Below are 26,772 nucleotides of genomic sequence, written 5' to 3'. Positions count from 1 at the left end.
TAAAAATGAGTAAAAAAGCACTTTGTATCATAAGTGGCGGTATGGATAGTACTTTGTGTGCTTATCTGGCCAAAAAAGAAGGTTATGAAATCATCGCTTTGCATTTTGACTATGAACAACGCACTCAAGAAAAAGAAAAAGAATGTTTTAAGCAAATTTGCAAGGCTTTAAAAGTAGAAAAATCTTATATTTTAGATGTGAGTTTTATCAAAGATATAGGGGGTAATGCCTTAACCGATAAAAGTATAGACATCCCTAAAAATGAGCTTTGTACAAGCGATACTCCACCTATCACTTATGTGCCTTTTCGCAATGGAATTTTCTTAAGTATAGCAGGATCTTTGGCTGAAAAGGAAAATTGTGAGAGTGTTTTTATAGGGGTGGTAGAAGAAGATGGCAGTGGTTATCCCGACTGTACTGATGAGTTTATACAAAAGGCACAAGAATTTATCAATGAAGGTACGAGTAAGAATTTCAAAGTTTGTATAAAAACTCCGCTTGTTAGACTAAACAAAGCTAAAATTGTAGAACTAGCCTTAAAAGAAAATGTACCTTTAGAACTTACTTGGTCTTGTTATGAGAGTGAAGATGAAGCTTGTGGGGAGTGTGATAGTTGTTTGCTTCGTTTAAGAGGTTTTGAAAAAGCAGGATTTAAAGATAAGATTAAATATAAGTCCTAGTTTTCACTAGGACTTAAAGCTTAGTTTAAAGTATAAAGCTTGTTTGCTCCATCTTGATAAGAAAGAATATTGATTTTTCCATCTTTAAAGAAAATGCTTCTAGCATTAGTGATAGAGCTTGGGAAAGCGATAGTTTTCACTACTTCTTCTTTGACTGGATCAATTACAGCAATCACATTGTGATTTTTGCTAAGTGCATAAATTTCCCCATCTTTAAAAGTCATAGAAGTTACATAAAGATCGCCTAAAGTTTTACCTTCTTTAAGATTTGCTTTTGGAGTAAATTCTCCTGAAAGAACACGATCTTTTAAAGAAACTTTAGAGATTACAAAAGTTTTAGCATCTTTGTTGTTTGGAACAGTTGCAAGATAAAGATAATTTCCATCTGTAGTCATACTTGCTACATGGTTAAATTTTGCTCTTACGGTATCAAGTCTTCCGCGACCTAAACTTTCGCCTTGACCTTTAAATTTATCATTGCCTTTTACAAAGTCAGCGTATTGTTTAGCGATATCTTCTTCACTTGCATTAGGATTTTTTGCAAATCTTAAGAAAGATTTGTTTGAGCCCATAAGAATGAATTTATCGTTCATATAAGGTATGATACCGATGATTGGATCGATAGAAGCTGAAAAATAAGGATCAAGTTCAAAACCTTCTTTAACGCTAAAATTATTATCTAAGAAAGCTACATCCCATTTAGAACTTGCTACAAATTCGTTATTGATATAATCAAGAGTATTGATGGCTTTGTCAAAATTTATGGTTTGTTCATTTGTGATTTTAAGCTCATCATTGATTTTTGCAAATGGAGCATTGTTGATATCATTATCAAATTTTATGCCAAGTTTTTCACTTGCAGGTGCAAAAGCATAATCAGGAGCTTTAACATCGCGTTTTCCTAAGAAAGAAATATTTTGCCATAAACCATTCCAACCTTCTTTACTCCAAATGATGTATTTTGGATTTAAACTAAATCTTACAGGATCGCCTTGTCCTACATAAGGAGGAATACCTGTGCTAACAAAGGCTTGGAAAACATTTGATGCTACGATGATAGCACTGATTAAAACTGCTGCAAAGCTAAATTTAGTATATTTTCTAAACTTTTCTCCATTTAGTTCAGCTTCAAAAGCATTAAATTTAGGAGCAAAAGCAAAAATCACACCTAAGAGCAATACAACAGCCCAAAATACTACTTCAGCCCAAAAATAAGTATGGATACCAAAAACTGCTAAACCAAAACCTTGATCTAAATCTCTATGAGCGTGATTACCATAGTGAGCAAAAGATTGATAAAGTCCTACTGCTGTCATGATTAAAAGAGCAGCAAGGTATTTACCTTTCATACCATAACGAACAATGAAAAGCGCCATTACACCGATAAAGATCATTGCTTCTCTTTGTCCCCAGCAAAGCGTGCAAGGACTATCGCCCAACATATAACCAAATATCAAATTTGCAATACCTACAGGCAAGAGTATAATCAAAAAGCCTGCTAAACACATTAGTGTGTAGAAATTTTTTGTTTTATTGATTTCGTTCATTTAGCCCTTCCTTACAGATTCATTATTGTTAATAGTGCGCCTGTTTTGTGGCCAACATAGAAAAAAACCATTAAAAGCCAAGCTACCATTACCAAACCAAAAGCCAAATTTTCTTTTTCTGGTTTTTTGATAATCAGTATCAAGGCGATTAAAACTAATAAAAGTTCAAGAAACTCCATAGCATCTCCTTTGAAATAAAAACTGCTAATTTTACTTGAAAAACATAAATTAAAAATAAAATTTTTATTGAAATTTCACGTTAAGTTAAATTAACGTGAAAAAAGTTACTGAAAGCTACTTAATTTTTCGGAGAGTTTAGAGGCACCATTTAGAACATTTTGAGAGATATTATTGATTTCACATGATAAATCTTTAACAGAATTTGCAAGTTCGTTAACTTTGTCTATATTTGTTCCTAGGATAAGCATTTTATCTTTTACTTCCATGCTTTTATCTTTCATGGTTTGGGTTGATTCTATAGAGCTTTCCAATTTATGCATAGAATTTACAAGTTCTTGTTGTAAATCATTGGTTTTTGAAGAGGTTTCTTTCATAGAATCATGGATAAGATCCATTAAGGCTTTGTTGTCATTGATTTGTTGGACTATAGTATTAACAGTAGCATTGATATTTAAAAGAGATTTGCTTGTTTTATCAGCAAGTTGTCCAACTTCATCGGCTACAACAGCAAATCCACGCCCATGTTCGCCTGCTCTTGCAGCTTCGATAGCTGCATTTAGAGCAAGTAAATTAGTTTGATCAGCTATATCTTTAATGGAATTTGTGATTTCTATAATATTATCCGCACTTTGGGTTAGACTATCCATATTGGCTACTACATTTTGTTCTTTTTCATTGTTTTCGTTTATTAAATTTACAAGTTCAGATAGAGTAAGTTCTACTTTATCCATTAGTATGTGCATATCTTGCATATTTTCTATACTTTCTTGTGCTAAATTTCCCGCAAGATTGATATGATCATCTAAAACATGAGTGATTTCTTTAACTCCTTGAATTTGTTCATGTTGAGAATTAGAACTGTTTTCAAGCATCATAGAATTGCTTTTGAGTTTTTGTGAATTTTGATGACTTGATTTAGCATTTTCTATGGCTTCTATGATCGAGTTTTGAACGGTGGATATAAATGAATTAATATATTGAGCGCTTTGTCCAAGCTCGCTTTTTGGATCTATGTTTAAACGAGAATGTAGATTGGCTTCTTTGCTAGCTAAATTAGCACTTAGTTTTTCTAAAGTATGAATTGGTATGATGACTTTTTTTAGTGTTAATAAAATAAAAAATACAAATAATACGATAGTAATTCCAAATACTGCCAAAGCGATATAAAATTTAAATAAATTAGATTGTTCTATAGTATTTTGGGTAAAAGTGTCAAGTTGTTTTAACTCTTTCATAAGGGAATTATTTTCATAAATAGAAGAATTATCTTGCATAATAGAAATTTGCTTTACAATCATTTTATAGTGTTTTAAAAAAAGTTGCAAATTTTCATTTTTTGCATCATTTTTGATTTCTTTCATAAGACTGTTGAGTTGATTTAATGTTGTTTTTTGTAAAATACTTTCAGTTGAAAGAACGCTTAACATGGAGTTCATTGTTTTATAGTTGTTTTTATTTGTTTCATGGTTTTGTTCCAATTCTTCAAAATAATTTTTAGCTAGTTCAAATAAATAAAGTTTTGAATTTACTGCTATGGAATTTGCGGATTTAAAATAATTAAGCTGAATTAGTTTGGCATTAAAAATTTCTTCTGCTTTGCTTATGTCAATCCCAAAAGTTTTAAGTTTTGCAAAGTTTTCTTGCATTTTTTTTATCGCTTGCACACTTGGGTCATAGTTGATAAAATTAAAACTATTTTGAAAAATAGAATTGATTTTTTCATCTGAAATTTCTAGTTGCTGAACTATGTTTATCAAGTCTTTATTGTCTTTAGATGAAGAATAGTTATTAAAAATAATAGCTAATAAAACAAGAATGAAAGTCAAAACTAGTGTAGATAAGATAATAAATTTTATCAAAAATGAACTTTTTTTATTTGTCATGATATTCTCCTGTTAAGCTTTCTAAGAATGCAACTATATTGTCAACTGTTTCTTGATCTAAAAATTTTCCTAGTTGATAGTAAGCCATAAACTGAACACAAGCATCTAAAGTAGGTATAGAACCATCATGAAAATAAGGCGCGGTTTTGGCTATATTTCTAAGACTAGGAACTTTAAATACCATTTTATCAGCTTCTCTTTTTGTGATTTCATAGCGCCCTAAATCTTCTTGGTTTGGGTATTCTTCAAAAATACCGATTTTTTGAAACATATTCCCACCTATATTTTGACCTTGATGACAAGAAATGCAACCATTAGCTTTAAAATCTTCATAGCCTTTTTTAGCTTGAGCTGAAATAGCATTTTGATCCCCGCTAAGATAGCGATCAAAAGGAGAATTTGGGGTGATTAAGGTTTTTTCAAATTCAGCAATTGCAAGGGCTATGTTTTCTACTGTAACTTCTCCATAAAGTTTTTTAAAAGTTTTCACATAATTTTCATTTGAATTAACTTTTTGTAAAAGAAGTTCAGGACTTAGCCCCATTTCTTTGGGATTGAAAAAAGGTACTGTAGCTTGTTCTGTTAAATCTTTAGCTCTGCCATTCCAAAATTGCACAAAATTAAACACAGAATTAAAGGTTGTAGGAGTGTTAAAGGGTTTATCGAGTTGATTATCAACTCCTATTGAAAATTCAAGCCCATCAACACCGTGTTGATCAAGTCTATGGCAAGTATTGCATGAAACTTTTCCATCTTTAGATAAACTTTTATCCATATAAAGACTTTTTCCAAGTTCAGCTTTTTCTTTATCATAAGAGATGGAATTTGGAATAGGGGTTATCATATCTACTGCAAAGACTATATTTGCATAAGATAAACATAAAATCATTATTATTTTTTTCATGATAAATTTCTGCCTTAATTTAAGTGTTTAAAATGACATTATAGTATAATTTTAGTAAATTATTTAATAATTGATATTTTTTATTTAATATTTTTTATTTTATTTTATTACAAAGTTCTCCTAAATTTTCTATGACACAACGCACTTTATCTCCTGATTTTAAAAAAGTAGGTGGATTTAACCCCATACCTACTCCACTAGGAGTTCCCATAGATATAATACTTCCAGCTTTTAAAAGCATGCCTGCGCTAAGTTCTTCTAAGACATAAGCAATATCAAAAATAAACAATTGAGTGTTAGAGTTTTGGCGTAGTTCATCATTGACATAGCTTTGAAGTTGGAGTTTAGGAGGATAAGAAATTTCATCTACGCTTGTGATATAAGGTCCCATTATAGTGCTACCTTCAAGACTTTTTGCTCGGTAGAATTGTTTGTGGCGTTTTTGAAGTTCGCGAGCTGAAATTTCATTGATAATAGTATAGCCAAAGATATAATCTTTTGCATCTTTAGCTTTGATTTTATAAGCATCTTTACTTAAAATAAATGCAAGCTCACATTCATAATCAAGCTGAGAAGTTACATCTGCATGTAAAGGTATATCGCCAAAAGGTGCCGTAGCTTGATTGCAGCGTTTTCCAAAATATACAGGATATTCTCTTTCTTCAAATTTTTCACCCTTAAATTTGGCAGATTCTTTGGCATGATCTAAAAAATTAATCCCAAGACATATAATATCTTGGCGAGGTTCTATAATAGGGGCTAGATAATTTTCTTGTGGAATTTCATAGGCTATTTTAGAATCCAAGTCTGTAAGTTTGTGTTTAAATTTATCAAAATGGATAATAAATTCATTCATATCGTTAGTTTCAATGTCAAGATCATCAAAACTTACAATTTTTCCACTAGAATTTAGTACTCCTAGATTGGGTTTTTGACCCTGTATAAAATTAACAAATTTCATTTGGAAAATCTCGCTTTTTTATTTAATTATACTTAAAGTTTTAGCAAGAATTATTTTTTTGTTTTAAAATTTGGTAAAAAAGTGATTGATTGTAGCGTAGTGAAACATCATTTTATTTTATAGAATTGTTGAAAATTTCTTTTATGTTTATTTTTGAGTTGATATTAAAATTTTGATTTTTATATTGAAATTTCAAACGATAAGAGTGCAAACACAAACGCAAGGCACCTGTAAGTTTTAAGCGTTCTTTGGGGGTTAATTTTTCATCTAAAATACTTTCGATTTGTTCTTTGCTAAGCCCATAAAGTGGATCGCCTAAAATGGTATGGTTTTTATAGTGTAAATGCACTCTTATTTGGTGTTGTCTGCCTGTTAAGGGTTTGCAGAGTAAAAGAGTAGCGTTGATTTTAGGAAAGTATTCTAAAATTTCAAACTCAGTGATAGCTTGTTTTCCTTCCTTACAAATTTGCATCCTTGTTTTTACATCATCGTAGTTTTTGGCTAAATTTATGGCTTTATCAATTATAAAATTTTCTTCTATTTTTCCGTTAGCTAGAGCAAGGTATTCTTTTTGAACCAGTTTTTTTTCAAACAAAGCTTTAAGATCAATTTGAGCTTTTTTATTTTTGGCTACAAGTATAAGTCCGCTCGTTTCTTTATCAAGTCTGTGTGCTACGCAAGCTTCTTTTCCCCAAAGATGCCAAATTTCATCACTAAGACTGTATTTACAATGTCTACCATTTGGATGACTTAAGATCCCACTTTCTTTTTCAAGTATGGCAAAGTCTTCATTTTCAAAGACAATTTCTACTCCTTTGGGATTGTTTTTATAGACTATAAGCTCTACTAAACCATTTAAAATTTCATTCTTTTTTTCTACTAAAATTCCATCACAAAAAAGTCTTTTTTTGTCTATGAGTTTTTGTGCTTCATTTATGCTAATTTTTAAATTTTCCATAAGGACTTGAAATGCCTTTTTTCCATTATTTGAGAGTTTTATTTTTATGTAAGCCATTTAATAACTTTCTTAGGATAATTTGATATAATTTCTGTTTTTTAAAATATAAAATTATAGCTAAAAAGGTTTCAAAGATGGTTGAAAGATATAGCAGAGAAATCATGGCTAAAAAATGGGACATGCAAGCAAAATACGATGCGTGGTTAAAAGTAGAATTAGCTGCTGTAAAAGCTTGGAATAAACTCGGTCTCATTAATGACACAGACTGCGAAAAAATTCTTAAAAATGCAAAATTTGATATTGCAAGAATAGACGAAATAGAAAAAACCACAAAACACGATGTTATCGCTTTTCTTACAAGTGTAAGTGAAAGTTTGGGAGAAGAGAGTCGTTTTGTGCATTATGCAATGACAAGTTCTGACTGTATAGATACGGCTGTTGCTTTACAGATAAAAGAGAGTTTGGAGCTTATTTTAGAAGATGTTTCTTTGCTTTTAGAAGTGATCAAAAAGCGTGCTTTGGAGCATAAAAATACCTTAATGGTAGGAAGAAGTCATGGAATTCATGGAGAGCCTATCACTTTCGGTTTAGTGTTAGCTATTTGGTATGATGAAATTTTGCATGCAAAAGAGCTTTTAGAACATGCAAAAGAAGTGATAAGCTATGGAAAAATCAGTGGTGCAATGGGAAATTTTGCCCATGCTCCTTTGGAATTTGAAGAAGAAGTTTGTAAAAATTTAGGTCTTAAAGCTGCCCCTGTTTCAAATCAAGTGATCCAAAGAGATCGTTATGCTCAAGTTATTTCTGCTATTGCAATTTTAGCTTCAAGTTGTGAGCAAATCGCTGTAGCGATAAGACATTTTCAAAGAACTGAAGTTTATGAGGCTGAAGAGTATTTTAGTGTAGGACAAAAAGGAAGTTCAGCTATGCCACATAAAAGAAATCCTGTTTTAAGTGAAAATATCACAGGGCTTTGTCGCGTGCTTAGATCTTTTGTAACTCCAGCTTTAGAAAATGTTGCACTTTGGCATGAAAGAGATATATCTCATTCTAGTGTTGAAAGATTTATTTTACCTGATGCTTTTATCACAGCTGATTTTATGCTTATGCGTCTTACAAATTTGATTGATAAGCTTTTGGTTTATCCTGAAAATATGATGAAAAATTTAAATCTTACAGGCGGACTTGTATTTTCAGGGAGGGTGCTTTTAGAGCTTCCATTTAAAGGCATTAGTCGTGAAGAAGCTTATAAAATAGTTCAAAGAAACGCTATGAAAGTTTGGGCAGATTTGCAAAATGGCAAGGCTGCTATCAATGAAAAAAATGAAAGTTTGTTTTTGTTAGCGCTTTTAAGCGATGAAGATTTAAGAAAAAGTTTGAGCGAAGAGGATGTAAGAAAATGTTTCGATTATAGCTACTACACAAAAAATGTTGATGCAATTTTTAAAAGAACATTTAAATAAAAATCAAGGAAGGCAATGAAAGTTATTAAAAGAAATGGTCGCACAGAAGAATTGGATGTTTCTAAGATCAAAAAATGCACCTCTGATGCTGTAAAAGATTTAGAAGGTGTGAATTTAAGCGAACTTGAACTCGATGCAAAGATTCAATTTCGTGATGGAATTTCAACTGAAGAAATTCAAAAAACTTTAATTAAAACTGCAGTAGATAAGATAGATATTGATTGTCCAAATTGGACCTTTGTTGCAGCTAGACTTTTTTTATTTGATTTATATAAAAAAGTTAATGGTATGAATCGCTATAATCATCTGCGTGAGTATTTTGAAAAGGGCGAAAAAGAAGGAAGAATCTTACTTGGTCTTAAAGAAAAATACGATTTAGATGATTTAAATGCTTATATTAAACCTGAACGCGATATGCAATTTACTTATCTTGGTATTAAAACTTTATATGATAGATACTTGATTAAAGATAGTAAAGGTATGCCTATAGAACTTCCTCAACAAATGTTTATGGCCATTGCGATGTTTTTAGCGCAGAATGAATTTAATCCTCAAGAATGGGCGAAGAAATTTTATGATTTAATTTCTAAATTTGAACTCATGCTTGCAACTCCGACTTTATCTAATGCAAGAACAACGCGCCATCAGCTTAGTTCTTGTTATATAGGATCAACCCCTGATAATATTGAAGGTATTTTTGATTCTTATCAAGAAATGGCTTTGCTTTCTAAATTTGGTGGCGGTATAGGTTGGGATTGGTCTAAAGTGCGTGCTATGGGTGGAAGCATAGATGGGCATAAAAATGCCGCAGGAGGGATTATACCTTTCTTGAAAATTACTAATGATATTGCCGTGGCAGTAGATCAGCTAGGAACCAGAAAAGGAGCTATAGCTGTTTATATAGAACCTTGGCACATGGATATAAGTGATTTTATTGATTTGCGTAAAAATTCAGGTGAAGAAAGACGCCGTGCTCATGAACTTTTTCCTGCTTTATGGATCAATGATCTTTTTATGAAGAGAGTAAGAGCTAATGATAAATGGACTCTTTTTGATCCTGCGGATACGGCGGATTTGTGTGATTTATATGGTGAAGCTTTTGAAAAACGCTATGAAGAATATGAAAAAGATGAAAGCATTACCAAAGAAATCGTAGAAGCTAAAGAGCTTTGGAAGAAAATTTTGCTAAATTATTTTGAAACAGGCTTGCCATTTTTATGTTTTAAGGATAGCGCTAATAGAGCAAATCCAAATGCTCATGTAGGAATTATTAGAAGTTCAAATTTATGTACTGAAATTTTTCAAAATACTGAGGCAAATTATTATCAAATTAAAGTAGTTTTTGAAAATGGAGATGAGCTTCATTTTGATGAAGAGCAAAAAGTTGTGATCGATGGGGGATATGAAAAACCAGCCAAAAAAATCTCAACTTTAGATAGTATTGATGGTAATAAAGTTTATATAGTAGAAAAATATAAAAATGATGGAAAAACAGCCGTTTGTAATCTAGCAAGTATAAATCTTAGCAAAGTATATACTAAAGAAGATATAGAGCGTGTTGTGCCAACGGCTATTCGTATGCTTGATAATGTGATAGATTTAAATTTTTATCCTCATAGAAAAGTAAAAGATACAAATTTAAAATCTCGCGCCATAGGTCTTGGAGTCATGGGTGAGGCACAAATGCTTGCTGAGGCTAAGATTTATTGGGGAAGCGATGAGCATTTAAATAAAATCGATGAGATTATGGAACAAATTAGCTTTGAGGCTATTAATGCGAGTTCAAATTTAGCTCTTGAAAAAGGTTCTTATGAAGATTTTGAAGGATCAAATTGGAGCAAGGGGATTTTTCCTATTGATGTAGCAAGTCCTAAGGCTAAAGCTTTAACTTTAAGAGAGGGCTTATTTGATCAAAGTGAATGCGACTGGGTTAAACTTAGAGAAAAAGTTAAAAAAGATGGTATGAGAAATGGTTATTTGATGGCCATTGCACCTACTTCTTCTATTTCTATTTTGGTGGGTACTACGCAGACTATAGAACCTGTTTACAAAAGAAAGTGGTTTGAACAAAATTTAAGTGGTATGATACCTGTTGTTGTGCCAAATTTAAGCCTTGATACTTGGCAATACTATACTCCAGCCTACGAACTTGATCAAAAAATTCTTGTAAAGGCTGCTGCTGTGCGTGGCAAATGGATCGATCAAGGGCAGAGTTTAAATATCTTTTTATCGCTTGATAAAGCAAGTGGGGGATATTTAAATGAAATTTATCAACTCGCTTGGGAGCTTGGAGTAAAATCTACTTATTATCTAAGAAGCGAAAGCCCTGATAGTGAAAAAGTCAATGTTGCAGATCGTAGCATAGAATGTGAAGGTTGCCAATAAATACTAAAACCCAATGAAAAACATTGGGTTTTAAAAGATTAAGAATTGTAAATTTCTTTATCTAGGGCTTTTAGATTTTTTGCAGTACAAAGTGCTGAAGTCATAGCTCCTGAGACATTACTTGCTGTTCTTGCCATATCTATAATAGGATCTATAGCTAAAATCAAACTTAGCATGACAAAATTATTACCAAATCCAATCCCTGTTAGCATAATAGAAGCTGCCATAGTTGCACTTCCAGGTACTCCAGCTATACCCAAGGATCCAATAACAGCTACCAAAACTATCATTAAAGCAAATGTAAAATCAATATGTGTATGTGTAGCAAAAGCTACAAAAACTGCCGCTAAAGCTGGAAAATATCCCGCACAACCATTAAGTCCTGTTGTTGTACCTATAGATGCTACAAAATTAGCTATAGCTGAATTAACTCCAAATTTATTTTGCAAAGTTGAAGTAGTCATAGGCAAAGTGCCCAAAGAAGATCTTGAGCTAAATGCAAATAACCATACAGGAAATGCTTTTTTTGCATATTTTATAGGGTTTAGCCCTTGTGAAGCAAGAAGTAAAAAATGCACCCCGAACATCATAAACATAGCTATATAAATAAGCATTATAAAAAGTCCAGCTGTTTTGATAGCTTCAAAACCATTGCTTAAAAGCACATTAGCCATCATACAAACTACAGCATAAGGCATAAATCTAATAACTGTAGCAGTCATGTTCATCATAATATTATAAAAAGTTAGGATAAAATTATGAAAACTTTTAAAGGCTTGTTCATACTCTTCTTTTTTAGAAATTTTTTTAGCACTAATTCCTATAAAAAAAGAAAAAATGACAATAGCTATAATATTTTCTTTATTAATAGCTGCAATGATGTTGCTAGGTATTAGCCCTAGTATAATATTTGAAAAAGTTTGAATTTCGCGAATTTGTTTATTTCCTTCATATATAGCAAAATTACTTCCTAAATCAAAACTATAACCTAAAAATATACCCAAGGTTGCAGCTATGGCTGTGCTAAAGAGTATCCAAAAAAGACTTATTCCAAGCAAGGAGGATATTTTGATATTTTTATCAATTTCTATAATTACTTTTATAATGCAAATGCTTACAAGAGGAACAACCAGCATTTTTATAAAAGCTACAAAAACAGAACTTACAAATGCAAACCAATGTTTTGTTTCGCTATACCAAAGAATATTACTTGCTTCTTTGGCATCTGGAAAATTTGCCAAATATTGCAAAGCAAAACCAAACCCCAAACCCATTAAAAGCGCAAATAGCATGCGAAGAGAAAAATTGATTTTTATATCCCGCATTTTTTTTAATGCGTAAAAAACAACACAAAGCATAGCAAGAGTAGTTATAGTATGAGCTTGTGAAAGCATTAGAAAATCTTGAAAAAATTGTTTATCCATAAAAAGTCCTTATAAGAAACTATAATCAAGCACAAGGTATTATGAAAATATACTTGCGTAAAGCTTGATTTTATAAATGGTAGCATAACAATATTTTAAATAAGATAAAATTAGTATGATTTATTCTATATCTTTATGTAAGCAATGTTCAAATATAAATTTGTGTTCTTGTGGCAAGGCTTCAAATAAAGCATTTGCTAAATTTCTAATCTCCCAAAGAGCTGATTTTGAACTACGCAAAGAAATGAAATTCTGCAAACTTCTTGCATTAATCGTTAGTGTAAGTTCAGTTTTATAGCTTTCTGGTAAGCAGTATTTGGCTATATCTAGACTAATGCTTTTTTGTAAAATAGTGCGTAAATTTTCTAAGGCTTTAATGCTTGCGTTATCAACCTCTTCATTACCACAAAGCACAAGATAACGGCTTGCATTTTCAAAATCTCCTATTTTAAATTCAGCTTCATTGCGAAGTTCTTTTAAGGTATAACGCGTGCTTTTTACACTAGGACTAGTGTGACGGTGTCTTGCAACTTCTTGTAAGCAAGCTCTTGAAATTCCTTGTATATAAAAAGTATAGTTTAGATGTTCTAAGGTTGAAGCGTGTTTGAATTTGTTGCCCACGCGATCGATAAGTTCTTTATCTTTTTCGCCACCGCAATCGCCTTTTTCAAAGCTTTGCCAACAAGTTCTTGTTGCATGAGAACAAACAGATAATGGAGTGTGAAAAAGTAAAGTGATTTGCATGCTTATTCCTTTTTTGATAAAAATATTTTTTGTAATTCTTGCATTTTTTACTTAAAATTCTAATGAAATAAAAAGTTTTATCAAGCTATAATTAGATAAAAAAATAAGGCTTATTATCAATGAAACAAACAAAATATATTTTTGTAACAGGTGGAGTTTTAAGTTCTTTGGGTAAAGGGATAGCCGCTGCTTCTATCGCAACACTTTTAAAAAATTCAGGGCTTAAAGTGAGTATTTTAAAAGCTGATCCTTATATCAATGTTGATCCAGGCACTATGAGTCCTTTTGAGCATGGAGAGGTTTTTGTAACTGATGATGGAGCAGAAACGGATCTTGATTTGGGGCATTATGAGCGTTTTTTGGATGAGAGTTTATCTCAAGATAATAACTTCACTACAGGACGGGTTTATCAAAGTGTGATTGAAAAAGAAAGGCGTGGAGAATATCTTGGCAAAACCATTCAAGTTATCCCTCATATAGTAGGAGAAATCAAAGATCGCATTAAAAAAGCAGGAGAAGGCAAAGATATACTTATCGTTGAAATAGGCGGAACTGTTGGGGATATAGAAGGCTTGCCTTTTTTAGAAGCTATTCGTGCTTTGCGTTTGGAAGTGGGTAAAAATAATGCTATGAATATTCATCTTACTCTAGTACCTTTTATTAAGGCTGCAGGGGAATTAAAAACAAAGCCAACTCAACATAGTGTAGGCGAGTTAAGACGCATAGGCATTAGTCCTGATATGATTATTTGTCGTAGTGAAAAAGCTCTTGATAGAGATTTAAAAGATAAAATTGCTATTTCTTGCGGGGTGGAAAAAAATTGCGTGATAGAAAGTGTTGATGCGGCTAGTATTTATCAAATTCCACTTAATTTTTTAAAGCAAGATATTTTAAGCCCTATTGCTGAAATTTTGGATTTGAAAAATTTAAAACCTAATATGGAAAATTGGGACTCTTTGGTAAAAAGAGTTATAGCTCCAAGCAATGAAGTTAAAATCGCTTTTGTAGGCAAATATGTGGATTTAAAAGAAAGTTATAAAAGCCTTACTGAAGCTATTATACACGCAGGTGCAGCCCTAGATACTAAAGTGGAGTTAAAATGGGTAGATAGTGAAAAACTTGAAAATATGGAAAGTGCTGAAGTATTTAAAGATGTGAGTGGAATTTTGGTTGCTGGGGGATTTGGATATCGTGGTGTAGAAGGTAAGATAAAAGCCATTCAATACGCAAGAGAAAATAAAATTCCTTTTTTAGGAATTTGTTTAGGTATGCAGCTTGCTTTGGTGGAATTTGCTAGAAATGTATTAAAACTTAAAGATGCAAATTCAAGTGAATTTAATGAAAAATGCCAAAATCCTGTGGTTTATTTGATTGATGAATTTATGGATACAAATGGAGAAAAACAAATTCGTACTGCAAAAACTCCTTTAGGTGGAACTATGCGTTTAGGGGCTTATAAATGTGATATCAAGGAAAAATCCCTTTTGGCTAAGGTTTATAATGAAGTAAAGAGTGTAAAAGAACGCCATCGTCATCGCTATGAAGCAAATCCAAAATATAGAGCAGATTTTGAAAAACACGGTTTGATTGTAAGTGGTGAAAGCAAAGGATTGATTGAAGCAGTTGAGCTTAACTGTCATCCTTTTTTCTTGGCTGTGCAGTTTCATCCAGAATTTACATCAAGACTTGAGCATGTTAATCCTGTGATTTGCAGTTTTATCAAGGCAGCTATAAACTATGAAGATAATTAATAAAAATGAAATTAAAAAAATTTTAGCTTCACGCTTTGAAAAAGATTTGCATACCAAACTTTGCGATCTGCCTTTGCCATGCTGTTTAAAGGATGTATATAAAGCAGCTAATCGCATCAAAGAAGCTGTAGAAAAAAATGAGAAAGTCGCTATAGTAGGAGATTATGATGTTGATGGAATCATTTCTTGTGTTATTATGGCAGAATTTTTCGATGATATAGGTTTTGATTATATTATAAGAATTCCGAATCGTTTTAAAGATGGATATGGATTAAATGCTGAGATCATCAACGAACTTGATGTAAATTTAATAATAACAGTAGACAATGGAATAGCTGCTCTTGAAGCAGCCAAACTCTGTAAAGAAAAAAATATAGATTTGATTATCACTGATCATCATATGCCTCAAGATGTTTTACCTGATGCTTTTGCTATTATCAATCCAAAGCAAAAAGATTGTGATTTTCCAGAAATTGAAATTTGTGGAGCTCAAGTCGCATGGTATTTGATAGCGGCTTTAAAAGAGGTGTGCAAGCTTAAATATGACATGTGTAAATTTTTAGAACTTTTGGCGATTGCAATTGTTGCAGATATGATGGAACTTAGAGATTTAAATCGTGCTTTAGTAAGGCGTGGTATAGATCATATTAACAAATCTAAAAGGGCTGCTTTTAGGGCTATTAAGCATTATTATCAAAAGGATAAATTTGCTCTTGATAATATAGGATTTTTAATTGCTCCGCTTATAAATAGTGCTGGAAGAATGGATGATGCAAGTATTTCTTATGAATTTTTACACACTAAAGATTTTAATAAAGCTTTAGAATATCTAGAGCAAATTGTTAGTTTTAATGAAAGTCGTAAAGATGAAGAAAAACAGCTTTTTGAAGATAGTTTAAATCAAATCGATGAAAACGATTCTTGTATTGTGGTATCGGGTTTAAATTGGCATGAAGGTGTTTTAGGGATTGTGGCAAGTCGTTTAGCTAAACATTTTAATAAACCTGCTTTTGTATTTTCTCAAAATGAAGAACACTTAAAAGGCAGCGCAAGAAGTGTTGGCAAGATTGATATTTTAGCTTTAATTTCTAAGACAAATTCTATATTAAGCAATTATGGTGGTCATAAAGGTGCTGCTGGAATCAGTTTAAACTCTGAAAATTTTGAACAATTTAAAAATAAAATCAAAAAAGAATGTTCGCAAATTTCTGAAAGTGAATTTTTGGATACAGATGAAATTTTAGGAATCTTAGAACCTAGCGAAATTGATTTTGAAATGCTTGAAATTTTAGAATCTTTTGAACCTTTTGGACATAAAAATCCACGACCTTTTTTTGTTTTAGAAAATCTTTGTGTAAAAAATAAAAAACTTCTAGGTAAAGATGAAAAACACTTAAAGCTTGTTTTAACTAAGGAAAATAAAACCATAGAAGCTTTATTTTTTAATTTTGATAAAGAGCCAGAATTGAATCAAAATATTTCTTTGCTTGGAAGTATTTCTAAGAATGAATTTAGGGGAATGGTAACTCCACAGTTTGTTGTTAAAGAGATTTTATAAAAATTTTTACTTATAATTTGCATTAATAACATTAAAAAATTAATATACAAGAGATTAAAAAATTATTTATATGTTGTCTTTTTATAGGAGTATGTATGAAAAAAGCTAAATCAAGGATTGCTATTTTAGGAACAGGCGGAACGATAGCAGGCTTCATTGATAGCACTATTGCTACAACAGGATATACGGCCGGAGCCATTGATATAGATGTATTAATTAAAGCAGTTCCGCAAATTAGAGATTTAGCAGATATTAGTTGGGAGCAAATAGCAAATATTGATAGTTCAAATATGTGTGATGAAATTTGGTTAAGACTTGCTAAAAAAATTGCTAAGCTTTTTGCTGAGGGGATAGACGGTGTGGTGATAACTCATGGTACTGATACTATGGAAGAAACTGCTTATTTTTTAAATTTAACCATTAAAAGTGATAAGCCCGTAGTTCTAGTTGGCGCTATGCGTCCATCAACTGCTATAAGTGCGGATGGTCCGAAAAATCTTTATAATGCAGTGGCATTAGTTGCCAATAAAGAAGCTAAGAATAAGGGTGTTATGGTAGCTATAAATGATAAAATTTTAAGCGCTAGAGGCGTAGTAAAAACTCATAGTTTAAATGTTGATGCTTTCTCTTCTCCTGATTTTGGGGATTTGGGTTATATAGTAGATGGTAAAGTCTTTTTCTATAATAATGTTACTAAAGCTCACACAAAAAACGCTCCTTTTGATGTAAGCAAACTCACAAGTTTGCCAAAAGTAGATATTCTTTATAGCTATTCAAATGATGGTAGTGGTGTCGCTGCAAAAGCTTTATTTGAACATGGAACTAAGGGCATAGTTGTTGCAGGAAGTGGAGCAGGAAGTATACACAAAAATCAAAAAGATGTTTTAAAAGAGCTTTTAAAAAAAGGGCTTAAGGTTGTTGTAAGTTCTCGCATCCAATCAGGTAGTGTGGTTGTAAGTCAAGAAGACCAAAATTTAGGTTTTATTTGTGCACAAGATTTAAATCCACAAAAGGCTAGAATTCTTTTGTTGCTAGCATTAACTAAAACAAACAATAATAAAAAAATTAAAGAATATTTTCTAAAGTATTAAAGTTTATAAAAATTAATTTCATTGCAATTGAGGAATAAAAATTAAGTTTATAATATTAAAAATTAATGCGAGTACTAGAGGTAATGTTTCGTTAAAAAGTAAATAATCAATTTTTATTTTAAAAAAATATTCAAATATAATTTTAATGATTTGATAAAAATTTAATTTTAATAATATAAATTATTTTTATAATTAATTTAGCATATTTTAAAACTATCGTATTATAATTAATTTGAAATTATTTCAAATTTAATAAAGGTATAAAATGGGTATTTCAAGAAGAAAATTTCTTAAAACTTTGGCCGCAACTTCTGCAATTGCTTCTGTAAATCCACTTATGGCAGCTAAAGAAACTAAATTTTATGATATAAAAAAAGTTCCTCATGCGACGCATTTTGGTGCATTTTGGGCTGATGTAAATTCAGAAGGTAAAATAGTAAAAGTTACTCCTCAGCAATCTGATAAACATCCTTCGGTAATTACAGATGCTATTATTGATAGGACTTATTCAGATACAAGAGTGAAATATCCTTGTGTTAGAAAAAGTTTTTTAGAAGGTAAGAAAAAACCTAGTTTAAGAGGTAAAGAGCCTTTTGTAAGAGTGAGCTGGGAAAAAGCCTATGAGCTTATTTTGCAAAAATTTAAAGAAACTCCTATTGAAAATTTATTTAATGCAAGTTATGGTGGTTGGGGACATGTAGGTTTATTGCATAATTGTAATTCTGTAGCAGGAAGATTTTTTAATACAGCACTTGGTGGACATATAGGTACAGATGGTGAGTATAGTAATGGTGCAGCTGGAAAAGTAAATGCTAGTATTATGGGAGATTTGGAGGTTTATTCTTTGCAAACAACCCATGAACAAATTTTAAAAAATACTCAAGTTTATGTACTTTGGGGTACAGATCTTTATAAATGCAATCAAATCGATTTTAAAGTTGCAAATCGTGGGAATGATGAGTATTATAAAAAGTATCGCAAATCGAATATAAAATTTATAAGCATTGATCCTCAATATACTCAAACTGCAGAAATTTTAGATGCGCAGTGGATTAAAATCCGTCCAAATACAGATGTAGCTTTGATGCTTGGTATTATGAATTATCTTTATAAAAGCGGAAAGTACGATAAAAAATTTATAGAAAAATATACCGATGGTTTTGATAAGTTTTTACCTTATTTATTGGGTAAAAGCGATGGTATAGAAAAAACTCCTGCATGGGCTTCAAAAATAACAGGTTTGGATGAAAAGGTTATTATTTCTTTGGCAGATACTTTTGTTAAAAATCGCACTTTTTTAGCAGGAAACTGGGCTATGCAAAGAGCACATCATGGCGAGCAAGCTGATTGGACTTTGATGGTTTTAGCAGCTATGATAGGACAGATTGGCCTACCAGGAGGTGGATTCGGCTTTTCTATGCATTATTCAGGTGGCGGACAGGCATTTTCAGGTGTAAGACTTCCAGTAGGTTTGCCGCAAGGTAAAAATAATCTTGATTTTAATATTCCAGCAAGTAGGGTTTCAGAAGCTATTTTAAATCCAGGTAAAACTATTAAATTTAAAGGTAAAGAAATTACTTTTCCTAAAATTAAAATGATGTATGTAGTAGGCGCTTCTATTTTAGGACATCATCCAGATACAAATGAGCTTATTCGTGCGATTCGAACTCTAGATACTGTTATTGTGCATGAGCCTTGGTGGACTCCTATGGCAAAAATGGCAGATATTGTTTTACCTTCAACTACAACTTTGGAAAGAGATGATATTAGTTTTGGTGGATCGTATTCTCAAGACTATGTTTATGCGATGAAAAAAGTGATAGAACCAGTTTTTGAAAGTAAGAATGATTATGATATTTTTGAAGAAATGGCAAAAAGAATAGGGGAAAGAGAACATAAAAAATTTACCGGAGGAAAAACAAAAGAACAATGGCTTGAAGGATTTTATGGAAGAAGCGATTGTCCTGATTACTTAAGTTTTAAGGAATTTTGGGATAAAGGTTTTATTCATTTTATGCCACCAAAAGAAGCCTATGATTTTGTAAGACACTCAGAATTTAGAGCCGATCCAGTCGCAAATAAACTTGCAACAGAAAGTGGTAAAATTCAAATTTATTCACCTAAATTTGAAAAATATAATTTAGAAGATTTTAAAGCACATCCAACTTGGTTTGAACCGGCAGAATGGTTGGGAAATGAAAAACTTACAAAGAATTTTCCATTCCATTTATTAAGTCCGCATCCAAGATATAGAGTACATTCTCAACTTGATAACACTTGGGTAAGAGATCTTTACAAGATTCAAGGTCGTGAGCCGGTGGTTATAAATAGTGAAGATGCTAAAAAGCTTGGTATTGCCCATGGTGAAGTAGTAGAAGTATATAATGATCGTGGAAGTTTATTAGCGGGTGCTTTTGTAACAGATAAAATTATGCCAGGAGTAGTTAGCATACAAGAAGGTGCTTGGTATGATCCTGAAGATGTGAATGATAGAAAACCAAGATGTAATGCCGGACATGTTAATGTTTTAACAAGTTCAAGGCCAACTTCAACCATGGCACAAGCAACAAGTGTAAATACTTGTTTAGTGGCTATTCGCAAGGTTAAAGGAGCTGTAAAACCTTATAAATCAATAACACCACCAGAAATCATAGGAGCTTAATAATGAAAAAGTTTTTAATTTTATTAACTTGTTTATGTGGAATTTCTTTTGCACAAGATGCATATATTTTTAATGAAAAAGTGGAAATTTTAGATCCGAAATCTAAAAAAGCCGTAGGTGAAATTTATGAAGGGGTTAAGGTTGAAGTACTTAAAAAAGAAGGCGATATGAGTCTAATTAGAGTTGGTGGATTTGCAGTGGAAAATGATCCAAAAACTTTGGCTTTTACTAAAGATGGAATTTATGTACTTTTAAAGCTTAAAAATCAAAATGTTTCTCCTATTATGGAATTTTGGGTAAAAAACAAAGATTTGACTGATAAAGAAATTGATGCTTGGGATGAGGTGGAATTGACTTATTATGATACTTGTACTTCTTGCCATGCAGCTCATAAACCAAAAGAACATTTAATGGAAGAATGGGATGCTTATTTATCGGCTATGCAGGGTTTTGCAAAAATTACTGATGAAGAAAAAGCTAGAATATTGCGTTTTTTACAATCTCATGCTAGCGATGGTCCTGTAAATTTAAATTAATTTTATTTTTTAATTTTCCAAAACAAGGCTAAATTCTAAGCCTTGTTTAATCCCCTTTTAAGTTTAATTGGTTATACTTTCATTTCCTTTTTTTGAAAAAAGGACTTAAAATCTTTTAAATTATAAAGTTTCACTAGCTTAGTAGATTTTATAAATTAACTCTTTTGGTTTTTGTCTTATAAACTAAAAGCTTTTTTATAAATCTTGTTTTTTAATTTAAAAACTTTTCTTTTAAAAATGATTTTTTGTTTTGTTCTTTTAACTTAGTATTGTTATTCAAATCTTATTAGTCAATCTTTGAAATCTAAATAAGTGATCGATTGAGCCAGAAAGATTTAGGCATAAGTAATTATGTAAAATCTATTCAATCTAATAATTAAAAAGATTAAAAGTTTTTCTTTTAATCTTTCATAACTTTTTCTTTGAAGAAAAAGATTAAACTATCTATAATTTTTATGGAGAGTTTGATCCTGGCTCAGAGTGAACGCTGGCGGCGTGCCTAATACATGCAAGTCGAACGATGAAGCTTCTAGCTTGCTAGAAGTGGATTAGTGGCGCACGGGTGAGTAAGGTATAGTTAATCTGCCCTACACAAGAGGACAACAGTTGGAAACGACTGCTAATACTCTATACTCCTGCTTAACACAAGTTGAGTAGGGAAAGTTTTTCGGTGTAGGATGAGACTATATAGTATCAGCTAGTTGGTAAGGTAATGGCTTACCAAGGCTATGACGCTTAACTGGTCTGAGAGGATGATCAGTCACACTGGAACTGAGACACGGTCCAGACTCCTACGGGAGGCAGCAGTAGGGAATATTGCGCAATGGGGGAAACCCTGACGCAGCAACGCCGCGTGGAGGATGACACTTTTCGGAGCGTAAACTCCTTTTCTTAGGGAAGAATTCTGACGGTACCTAAGGAATAAGCACCGGCTAACTCCGTGCCAGCAGCCGCGGTAATACGGAGGGTGCAAGCGTTACTCGGAATCACTGGGCGTAAAGGGCGCGTAGGCGGATTATCAAGTCTCTTGTGAAATCTAATGGCTTAACCATTAAACTGCTTGGGAAACTGATAGTCTAGAGTGAGGGAGAGGCAGATGGAATTGGTGGTGTAGGGGTAAAATCCGTAGATATCACCAAGAATACCCATTGCGAAGGCGATCTGCTGGAACTCAACTGACGCTAAGGCGCGAAAGCGTGGGGAGCAAACAGGATTAGATACCCTGGTAGTCCACGCCCTAAACGATGTACACTAGTTGTTGGGGTGCTAGTCATCTCAGTAATGCAGCTAACGCATTAAGTGTACCGCCTGGGGAGTACGGTCGCAAGATTAAAACTCAAAGGAATAGACGGGGACCCGCACAAGCGGTGGAGCATGTGGTTTAATTCGAAGATACGCGAAGAACCTTACCTGGGCTTGATATCCTAAGAACCTTTTAGAGATAAGAGGGTGCTAGCTTGCTAGAACTTAGAGACAGGTGCTGCACGGCTGTCGTCAGCTCGTGTCGTGAGATGTTGGGTTAAGTCCCGCAACGAGCGCAACCCACGTATTTAGTTGCTAACGGTTCGGCCGAGCACTCTAAATAGACTGCCTTCGTAAGGAGGAGGAAGGTGTGGACGACGTCAAGTCATCATGGCCCTTATGCCCAGGGCGACACACGTGCTACAATGGCATATACAATGAGACGCAATACCGCGAGGTGGAGCAAATCTATAAAATATGTCCCAGTTCGGATTGTTCTCTGCAACTCGAGAGCATGAAGCCGGAATCGCTAGTAATCGTAGATCAGCCATGCTACGGTGAATACGTTCCCGGGTCTTGTACTCACCGCCCGTCACACCATGGGAGTTGATTTCACTCGAAGCCGGAATACTAAACTAGTTACCGTCCACAGTGGAATCAGCGACTGGGGTGAAGTCGTAACAAGGTAACCGTAGGAGAACCTGCGGTTGGATCACCTCCTTTCTAGAGTACAAAGTAATAAGTCTCACAACTATTACTTCAATATATAAACTCAATTGATTCTTGTTTAGATTTTAAAGATTGATGATAAAGCTAATTGTTTATGGGGAATTAGCTCAGCTGGGAGAGCGCCTGCTTTGCACGCAGGAGGTCAGCGGTTCGATCCCGCTATTCTCCACCATTTATTAAGGGCCTATAGCTCAGCTGGTTAGAGTGCACCCCTGATAAGGGTGAGGTCACAAGTTCAAGTCTTGTTAGGCCCACCATAAAAAAGATTTGAATAAAGAAGCTTTAAAATCTAAAGCAAGTATATAAAATAGATTAAATATAAAATATAAACTCTATACTTAGATTTATTTTTATCTTTAACTATAAAAGAATATACTTTAATAGATATAAGTAGCATACATTATGCATTTATATTTATAATGATTATGTTAATATATATACTTCCTTTAGGTTTTAAACCTAAATGTTCTTTTTAATTATCATTGTTAAGAGTCACAAGCAAGTTTTAATAAAAACAATTTTACAGGACTTGTTAAAGGATAAAACCTATTTATTTTTTCTTTAGTTTAACTTAACTTTTAGCTGTCTTCTCTTCTATGAATAAAGAGAATATTAGATTTAAGGATTATAAATTAAAGACAAGTTTCAAACTCACAGCTTAGTTGAGACTAAATCATTTAGTTTTATATTAAGTGTTTGAATGCTTTCCGTCTTAAGATAAAGAAGTCTTATCATAAAAACTTTAACAAGGAAGTGATGCGTTTTAGAATCAATAATAAAAGGTAAAAAAGGTAAGCTACTAAGAGCGAATGGTGGATGCCTTGACTGGTAAAGGCGATGAAGGACGTACTAGACTGCGATAAGCTACGGGGAGCTGTCAAGAAGCTTTGATCCGTAGATTTCCGAATGGGGCAACCCAATGTATAGAGATATACATTACCTATATAGGAGCGAACGAGGGGAATTGAAACATCTTAGTACCCTCAGGAAAAGAAATCAATAGAGATTGCGTCAGTAGCGGCGAGCGAAAGCGCAAGAGGGCAAACCCAGTGCTTGCACTGGGGGTTGTAGGACTGCAATGTGCAAGAGGTAAGTTTAGCAGAACATTCTGGAAAGTATAACCATAGAGGGTGATAGTCCCGTATGCGAAAAACAAACCTTAGCTAGCAGTATCCTGAGTAGGGCGGGACACGAGGAATCCTGTCTGAATCCGGGTCGACCACGATCCAACCCTAAATACTAATACCAGATCGATAGTGCACAAGTACCGTGAGGGAAAGGTGAAAAGAACTGAGGTGATCAGAGTGAAATAGAACCTGAAACCATTTGCTTACAATCATTCAGAGCCCTATGTAGCAATACAGGGTGATGGACTGCCTTTTGCATAATGAGCCTGCGAGTTGTGGTGTCTGGCAAGGTTAAGCAAACGCGAAGCCGTAGCGAAAGCGAGTCTGAATAGGGCGCTTAGTCAGATGCTGCAGACCCGAAACGAAGTGATCTATCCATGAGCAAGTTGAAGCTAGTGTAAGAACTAGTGGAGGACTGAACCCATAGGCGTTGAAAAGCCCCGGGATGACTTGTGGATAGGGGTGAAAGGCCAATCAAACTTCGTGATAGCTGGTTCTCTCCGAAATATATTTAGGTATAGCGTTGTGTCGTAATATAAGGGGGTAGAGCACTGAATGGGCTAGGGCATACACCAATGTACCAAACCCTATCAAACTCCGAATACCTTATATGTAATCACAGCAGTCAGGCGGCGAGTGATAAAATCCGTCGTCAAGAGGGAAACAACCCAGACTACCAGCTAAGGTCCCTAAATCTTACTTAAGTGGAAAACGATGTGAAGTTACTTAAACAACCAGGAGGTTGGCTTAGAAGCAGCCATCCTTTAAAGAAAGCGTAATAGCTCACTGGTCTAGTGATTTTGCGCGGAAAATATAACGGGGCTAAAGTAAGTACCGAAGCTGTAGACTTAGTTTACTAAGTGGTAGGAGAGCGTTCTATTTGCGTCGAAGGTATACCGGTAAGGAGTGCTGGAGCGAATAGAAGTGAGCATGCAGGCATGAGTAGCGATAATTAATGTGAGAATCATTAACGCCGTAAACCCAAGGTTTCCTACGCGATGCTCGTCATCGTAGGGTTAGTCGGGTCCTAAGTCGAGTCCGAAAGGGGTAGACGATGGCAAATTGGTTAATATTCCAATACCAACATTAGTGTGCGATGGAAGGACGCTTAGGGCTAAGGGGGCTAGCGGATGGAAGTGCTAGTCTAAGGTCGTAGGAGGTTATATAGGCAAATCCGTATAACAATACTCCGAGAACTGAAAGGCTTTTTGAAGTCTTCGGATGGATAGAAGAACCCCTGATGCCGTCGAGCCAAGAAAAGTTTCTAAGTTTAGCTAATGTTGCCCGTACCGTAAACCGACACAGGTGGGTGGGATGAGTATTCTAAGGCGCGTGGAAGAACTCTCTTTAAGGAACTCTGCAAAATAGCACCGTATCTTCGGTATAAGGTGTGGTTAGCTTTGTATTAGGATTTACTCCGAAAGCAAGGAAACTTACAACAAAGAGTCCCTCCCGACTGTTTACCAAAAACACAGCACTCTGCTAACTCGTAAGAGGATGTATAGGGTGTGACGCCTGCCCGGTGCTCGAAGGTTAATTGATGGGGTTAGCATTAGCGAAGCTCTTGATCGAAGCCCGAGTAAACGGCGGCCGTAACTATAACGGTCCTAAGGTAGCGAAATTCCTTGTCGGTTAAATACCGACCTGCATGAATGGCGTAACGAGATGGGAGCTGTCTCAAAGAGGGATCCAGTGAAATTGTAGTGGAGGTGAAAATTCCTCCTACCCGCGGCAAGACGGAAAGACCCCGTGGACCTTTACTACAGCTTGACACTGCTACTTGGATAAGAATGTGCAGGATAGGTGGGAGGCTTTGAGTATATGACGCCAGTTGTATATGAGCCATTGTTGAGATACCACTCTTTCTTATTTGGGTAGCTAACCAGCTTGAGTTATCCTCAAGTGGGACAATGTCTGGTGGGTAGTTTGACTGGGGCGGTCGCCTCCCAAATAATAACGGAGGCTTACAAAGGTTGGCTCAGAACGGTTGGAAATCGTTCGTAGAGTATAAAGGTATAAGCCAGCTTAACTGCAAGACATACAAGTCAAGCAGAGACGAAAGTCGGTCTTAGTGATCCGGTGGTTCTGTGTGGAAGGGCCATCGCTCAAAGGATAAAAGGTACCCCGGGGATAACAGGCTGATCTCCCCCAAGAGCTCACATCGACGGGGAGGTTTGGCACCTCGATGTCGGCTCATCGCATCCTGGGGCTGGAGCAGGTCCCAAGGGTATGGCTGTTCGCCATTTAAAGCGGTACGCGAGCTGGGTTCAGAACGTCGTGAGACAGTTCGGTCCCTATCTGCCGTGGGCGTAAGAAGATTGAAGAGATTTGACCCTAGTACGAGAGGACCGGGTTGAACAAACCACTGGTGTAGCTGTTGTTCTGCCAAGAGCATCGCAGCGTAGCTAAGTTTGGAAAGGATAAACGCTGAAAGCATCTAAGCGTGAAGCCAACTCTAAGATGAATCTTCTCTAAGCTCTCTAGAAGACTACTAGTTTGATAGGCTGGGTGTGTAATGGATGAAAGTCCTTTAGCTGACCAGTACTAATAGAGCGTTTGGCTTATCTTTAATAAAGCATCACTTCCTTGTTAAGGTTTTTAAGAAGACTTTGAATATAGATAATATTTAGAGTTTAATAGAAATCTTTCAAGTAGAGTTTGTATTAGAACTTGCTCTTAACATTGTTTTTTAAGTATTCTATATAAAAACTTATCAAAGATAAAAGATAAGAAAAGAAGAAAGAGAATAAAGAAAAAATTAAAGGAATAAAAGATTAAGTTTTATTCTTAAATTCAATCTTTCAAAGAATATTTAAATAACAATGTCCGTGATTATACAGATGTGGAAACGCCTTGCTCCATCCCGAACCAAGAAGCTAAGCACATCGTGGGTGATGATACTACGCCTTACTGGCAGGGGGAAAGTAGCTCATTGCGGACTTGTTAA

The 26,772-nt window shown here is 34.1% G+C and carries 16 protein-coding genes, 2 tRNA genes and 3 rRNA genes; 13 read left to right on the top strand and 8 right to left on the bottom strand.

What is annotated here, in order from left to right; genetic code table 11:
• The first annotated feature begins 5 nt into the window (after positions 1 to 5).
• Positions 6 to 680 carry a 7-cyano-7-deazaguanine synthase QueC gene (queC, locus tag BGS40_RS08025; RefSeq protein WP_002858807.1) on the top strand — a complete coding sequence of 225 codons (675 nt, stop codon included), beginning with the start codon at positions 6 to 8 and terminating at the stop codon, positions 678 to 680.
• A gap of 20 nt (positions 681 to 700) precedes the next feature.
• On the opposite strand, the gene dsbI is transcribed toward queC, so the two are convergent.
• The 6 genes from dsbI to BGS40_RS07995 all read right to left on the bottom strand — a co-directional run bounded on the left by dsbI (position 701) and on the right by BGS40_RS07995 (position 7,170).
• Positions 701 to 2,227 (bottom strand): disulfide bond formation protein DsbI, encoded by a 1,527-nt coding sequence (dsbI, locus tag BGS40_RS08020; protein WP_002787430.1) that lies wholly within the window; start codon positions 2,225 to 2,227, stop codon positions 701 to 703.
• Positions 2,228 to 2,238: 11 nt separating this feature from the next.
• The gene (gene dba, locus BGS40_RS08015) at positions 2,239 to 2,406 is read right to left on the bottom strand and encodes a disulfide bond formation protein Dba (RefSeq protein WP_002779270.1); all 168 of its coding nucleotides are present in this window, start codon (positions 2,404 to 2,406) and stop codon (positions 2,239 to 2,241) included.
• Between the two features lie 105 nt (positions 2,407 to 2,511).
• On the bottom strand, positions 2,512 to 4,290 hold the full coding sequence (locus BGS40_RS08010; RefSeq protein WP_096738601.1) for a methyl-accepting chemotaxis protein: 1,779 nt from the start codon (positions 4,288 to 4,290) through the stop codon (positions 2,512 to 2,514).
• Positions 4,280 to 5,194, bottom strand: a complete 915-nt coding sequence (locus BGS40_RS08005; protein WP_019260216.1) for a cytochrome-c peroxidase — start codon at positions 5,192 to 5,194, stop codon at positions 4,280 to 4,282. The genes BGS40_RS08010 and BGS40_RS08005 overlap by 11 nt, the downstream gene beginning before the upstream one ends.
• Positions 5,195 to 5,288: 94 nt before the next feature.
• Positions 5,289 to 6,155: a fumarylacetoacetate hydrolase family protein gene (locus tag BGS40_RS08000; protein WP_096738600.1), complete on the bottom strand. Its 867-nt coding sequence runs from the start codon at positions 6,153 to 6,155 to the stop codon at positions 5,289 to 5,291.
• A gap of 112 nt (positions 6,156 to 6,267) precedes the next feature.
• Positions 6,268 to 7,170: an RluA family pseudouridine synthase gene (locus BGS40_RS07995; RefSeq protein WP_057095858.1), complete on the bottom strand. Its 903-nt coding sequence runs from the start codon at positions 7,168 to 7,170 to the stop codon at positions 6,268 to 6,270.
• A gap of 77 nt (positions 7,171 to 7,247) precedes the next feature.
• On the opposite strand from BGS40_RS07995, the gene purB reads away from it, so the two are divergent.
• Together purB and BGS40_RS07985 are read left to right on the top strand one after the other, a co-directional pair.
• Entirely contained in the window at positions 7,248 to 8,576 is a 1,329-nt protein-coding gene (gene purB, locus BGS40_RS07990) for an adenylosuccinate lyase (protein WP_096738599.1), read from the top strand.
• Between the two features lie 15 nt (positions 8,577 to 8,591).
• Entirely contained in the window at positions 8,592 to 10,961 is a 2,370-nt protein-coding gene (locus BGS40_RS07985) for a ribonucleoside-diphosphate reductase subunit alpha (protein ID WP_096738598.1), read from the top strand.
• A gap of 38 nt (positions 10,962 to 10,999) precedes the next feature.
• Here the strand turns inward: BGS40_RS07985 and BGS40_RS07980 are convergent, their stop codons facing one another.
• Together BGS40_RS07980 and thyX are read right to left on the bottom strand one after the other, a co-directional pair.
• Positions 11,000 to 12,385 (bottom strand): cation:dicarboxylate symporter family transporter, encoded by a 1,386-nt coding sequence (locus BGS40_RS07980; protein ID WP_052795004.1) that lies wholly within the window; start codon positions 12,383 to 12,385, stop codon positions 11,000 to 11,002.
• A gap of 120 nt (positions 12,386 to 12,505) precedes the next feature.
• Positions 12,506 to 13,129, bottom strand: coding sequence for an FAD-dependent thymidylate synthase (gene thyX, locus BGS40_RS07975; RefSeq protein WP_002853111.1), 624 nt, complete (start codon positions 13,127 to 13,129; stop codon positions 12,506 to 12,508).
• A gap of 119 nt (positions 13,130 to 13,248) precedes the next feature.
• On the opposite strand from thyX, the gene BGS40_RS07970 reads away from it, so the two are divergent.
• The 10 genes from BGS40_RS07970 to rrf all read left to right on the top strand — a co-directional run bounded on the left by BGS40_RS07970 (position 13,249) and on the right by rrf (position 26,766).
• Positions 13,249 to 14,880 (top strand): CTP synthase, encoded by a 1,632-nt coding sequence (locus BGS40_RS07970; protein WP_052786624.1) that lies wholly within the window; start codon positions 13,249 to 13,251, stop codon positions 14,878 to 14,880.
• Positions 14,867 to 16,438 (top strand): single-stranded-DNA-specific exonuclease RecJ, encoded by a 1,572-nt coding sequence (gene recJ, locus BGS40_RS07965; protein WP_052786625.1) that lies wholly within the window; start codon positions 14,867 to 14,869, stop codon positions 16,436 to 16,438. Before BGS40_RS07970 ends, recJ begins: the two co-directional genes overlap by 14 nt.
• Before the next feature lie 83 nt (positions 16,439 to 16,521).
• Positions 16,522 to 17,529 carry a type II asparaginase gene (locus tag BGS40_RS07960; RefSeq protein WP_257841733.1) on the top strand — a complete coding sequence of 336 codons (1,008 nt, stop codon included), beginning with the start codon at positions 16,522 to 16,524 and terminating at the stop codon, positions 17,527 to 17,529.
• Between the two features lie 265 nt (positions 17,530 to 17,794).
• Positions 17,795 to 20,191, top strand: coding sequence for a molybdopterin-dependent oxidoreductase (locus BGS40_RS07955; RefSeq protein WP_096738596.1), 2,397 nt, complete (start codon positions 17,795 to 17,797; stop codon positions 20,189 to 20,191).
• A 2-nt stretch (positions 20,192 to 20,193) separates the two neighbouring features.
• Positions 20,194 to 20,727: a hypothetical protein gene (locus tag BGS40_RS07950; RefSeq protein ID WP_002871164.1), complete on the top strand. Its 534-nt coding sequence runs from the start codon at positions 20,194 to 20,196 to the stop codon at positions 20,725 to 20,727.
• Between the two features lie 452 nt (positions 20,728 to 21,179).
• Positions 21,180 to 22,692: ribosomal RNA gene (locus BGS40_RS07945) — 16S ribosomal RNA — on the top strand.
• Between the two features lie 102 nt (positions 22,693 to 22,794).
• Positions 22,795 to 22,870, top strand: a tRNA-Ala gene (locus BGS40_RS07940).
• Positions 22,871 to 22,878: 8 nt separating this feature from the next.
• A tRNA-Ile gene (locus tag BGS40_RS07935) sits at positions 22,879 to 22,955 on the top strand.
• A gap of 532 nt (positions 22,956 to 23,487) precedes the next feature.
• Positions 23,488 to 26,394: ribosomal RNA gene (locus BGS40_RS07930) — 23S ribosomal RNA — on the top strand.
• 255 nt (positions 26,395 to 26,649) lie between these two features.
• A 5S ribosomal RNA gene (gene rrf, locus BGS40_RS07925) occupies positions 26,650 to 26,766 on the top strand.
• The 16S, 23S and 5S rRNA genes sit together here with 2 tRNA genes alongside, the layout of an rRNA operon.
• Positions 26,767 to 26,772: the final 6 nt, after the last annotated feature.

This window comes from Campylobacter sp. 107, assembly GCF_002383835.1.
GTDB classification, from domain to species: domain Bacteria; phylum Campylobacterota; class Campylobacteria; order Campylobacterales; family Campylobacteraceae; genus Campylobacter_D; species Campylobacter_D jejuni.
Note: the sequence above shows the minus strand (reverse complement) of the source record. Positions and strands in the feature narration are given on the sequence as shown.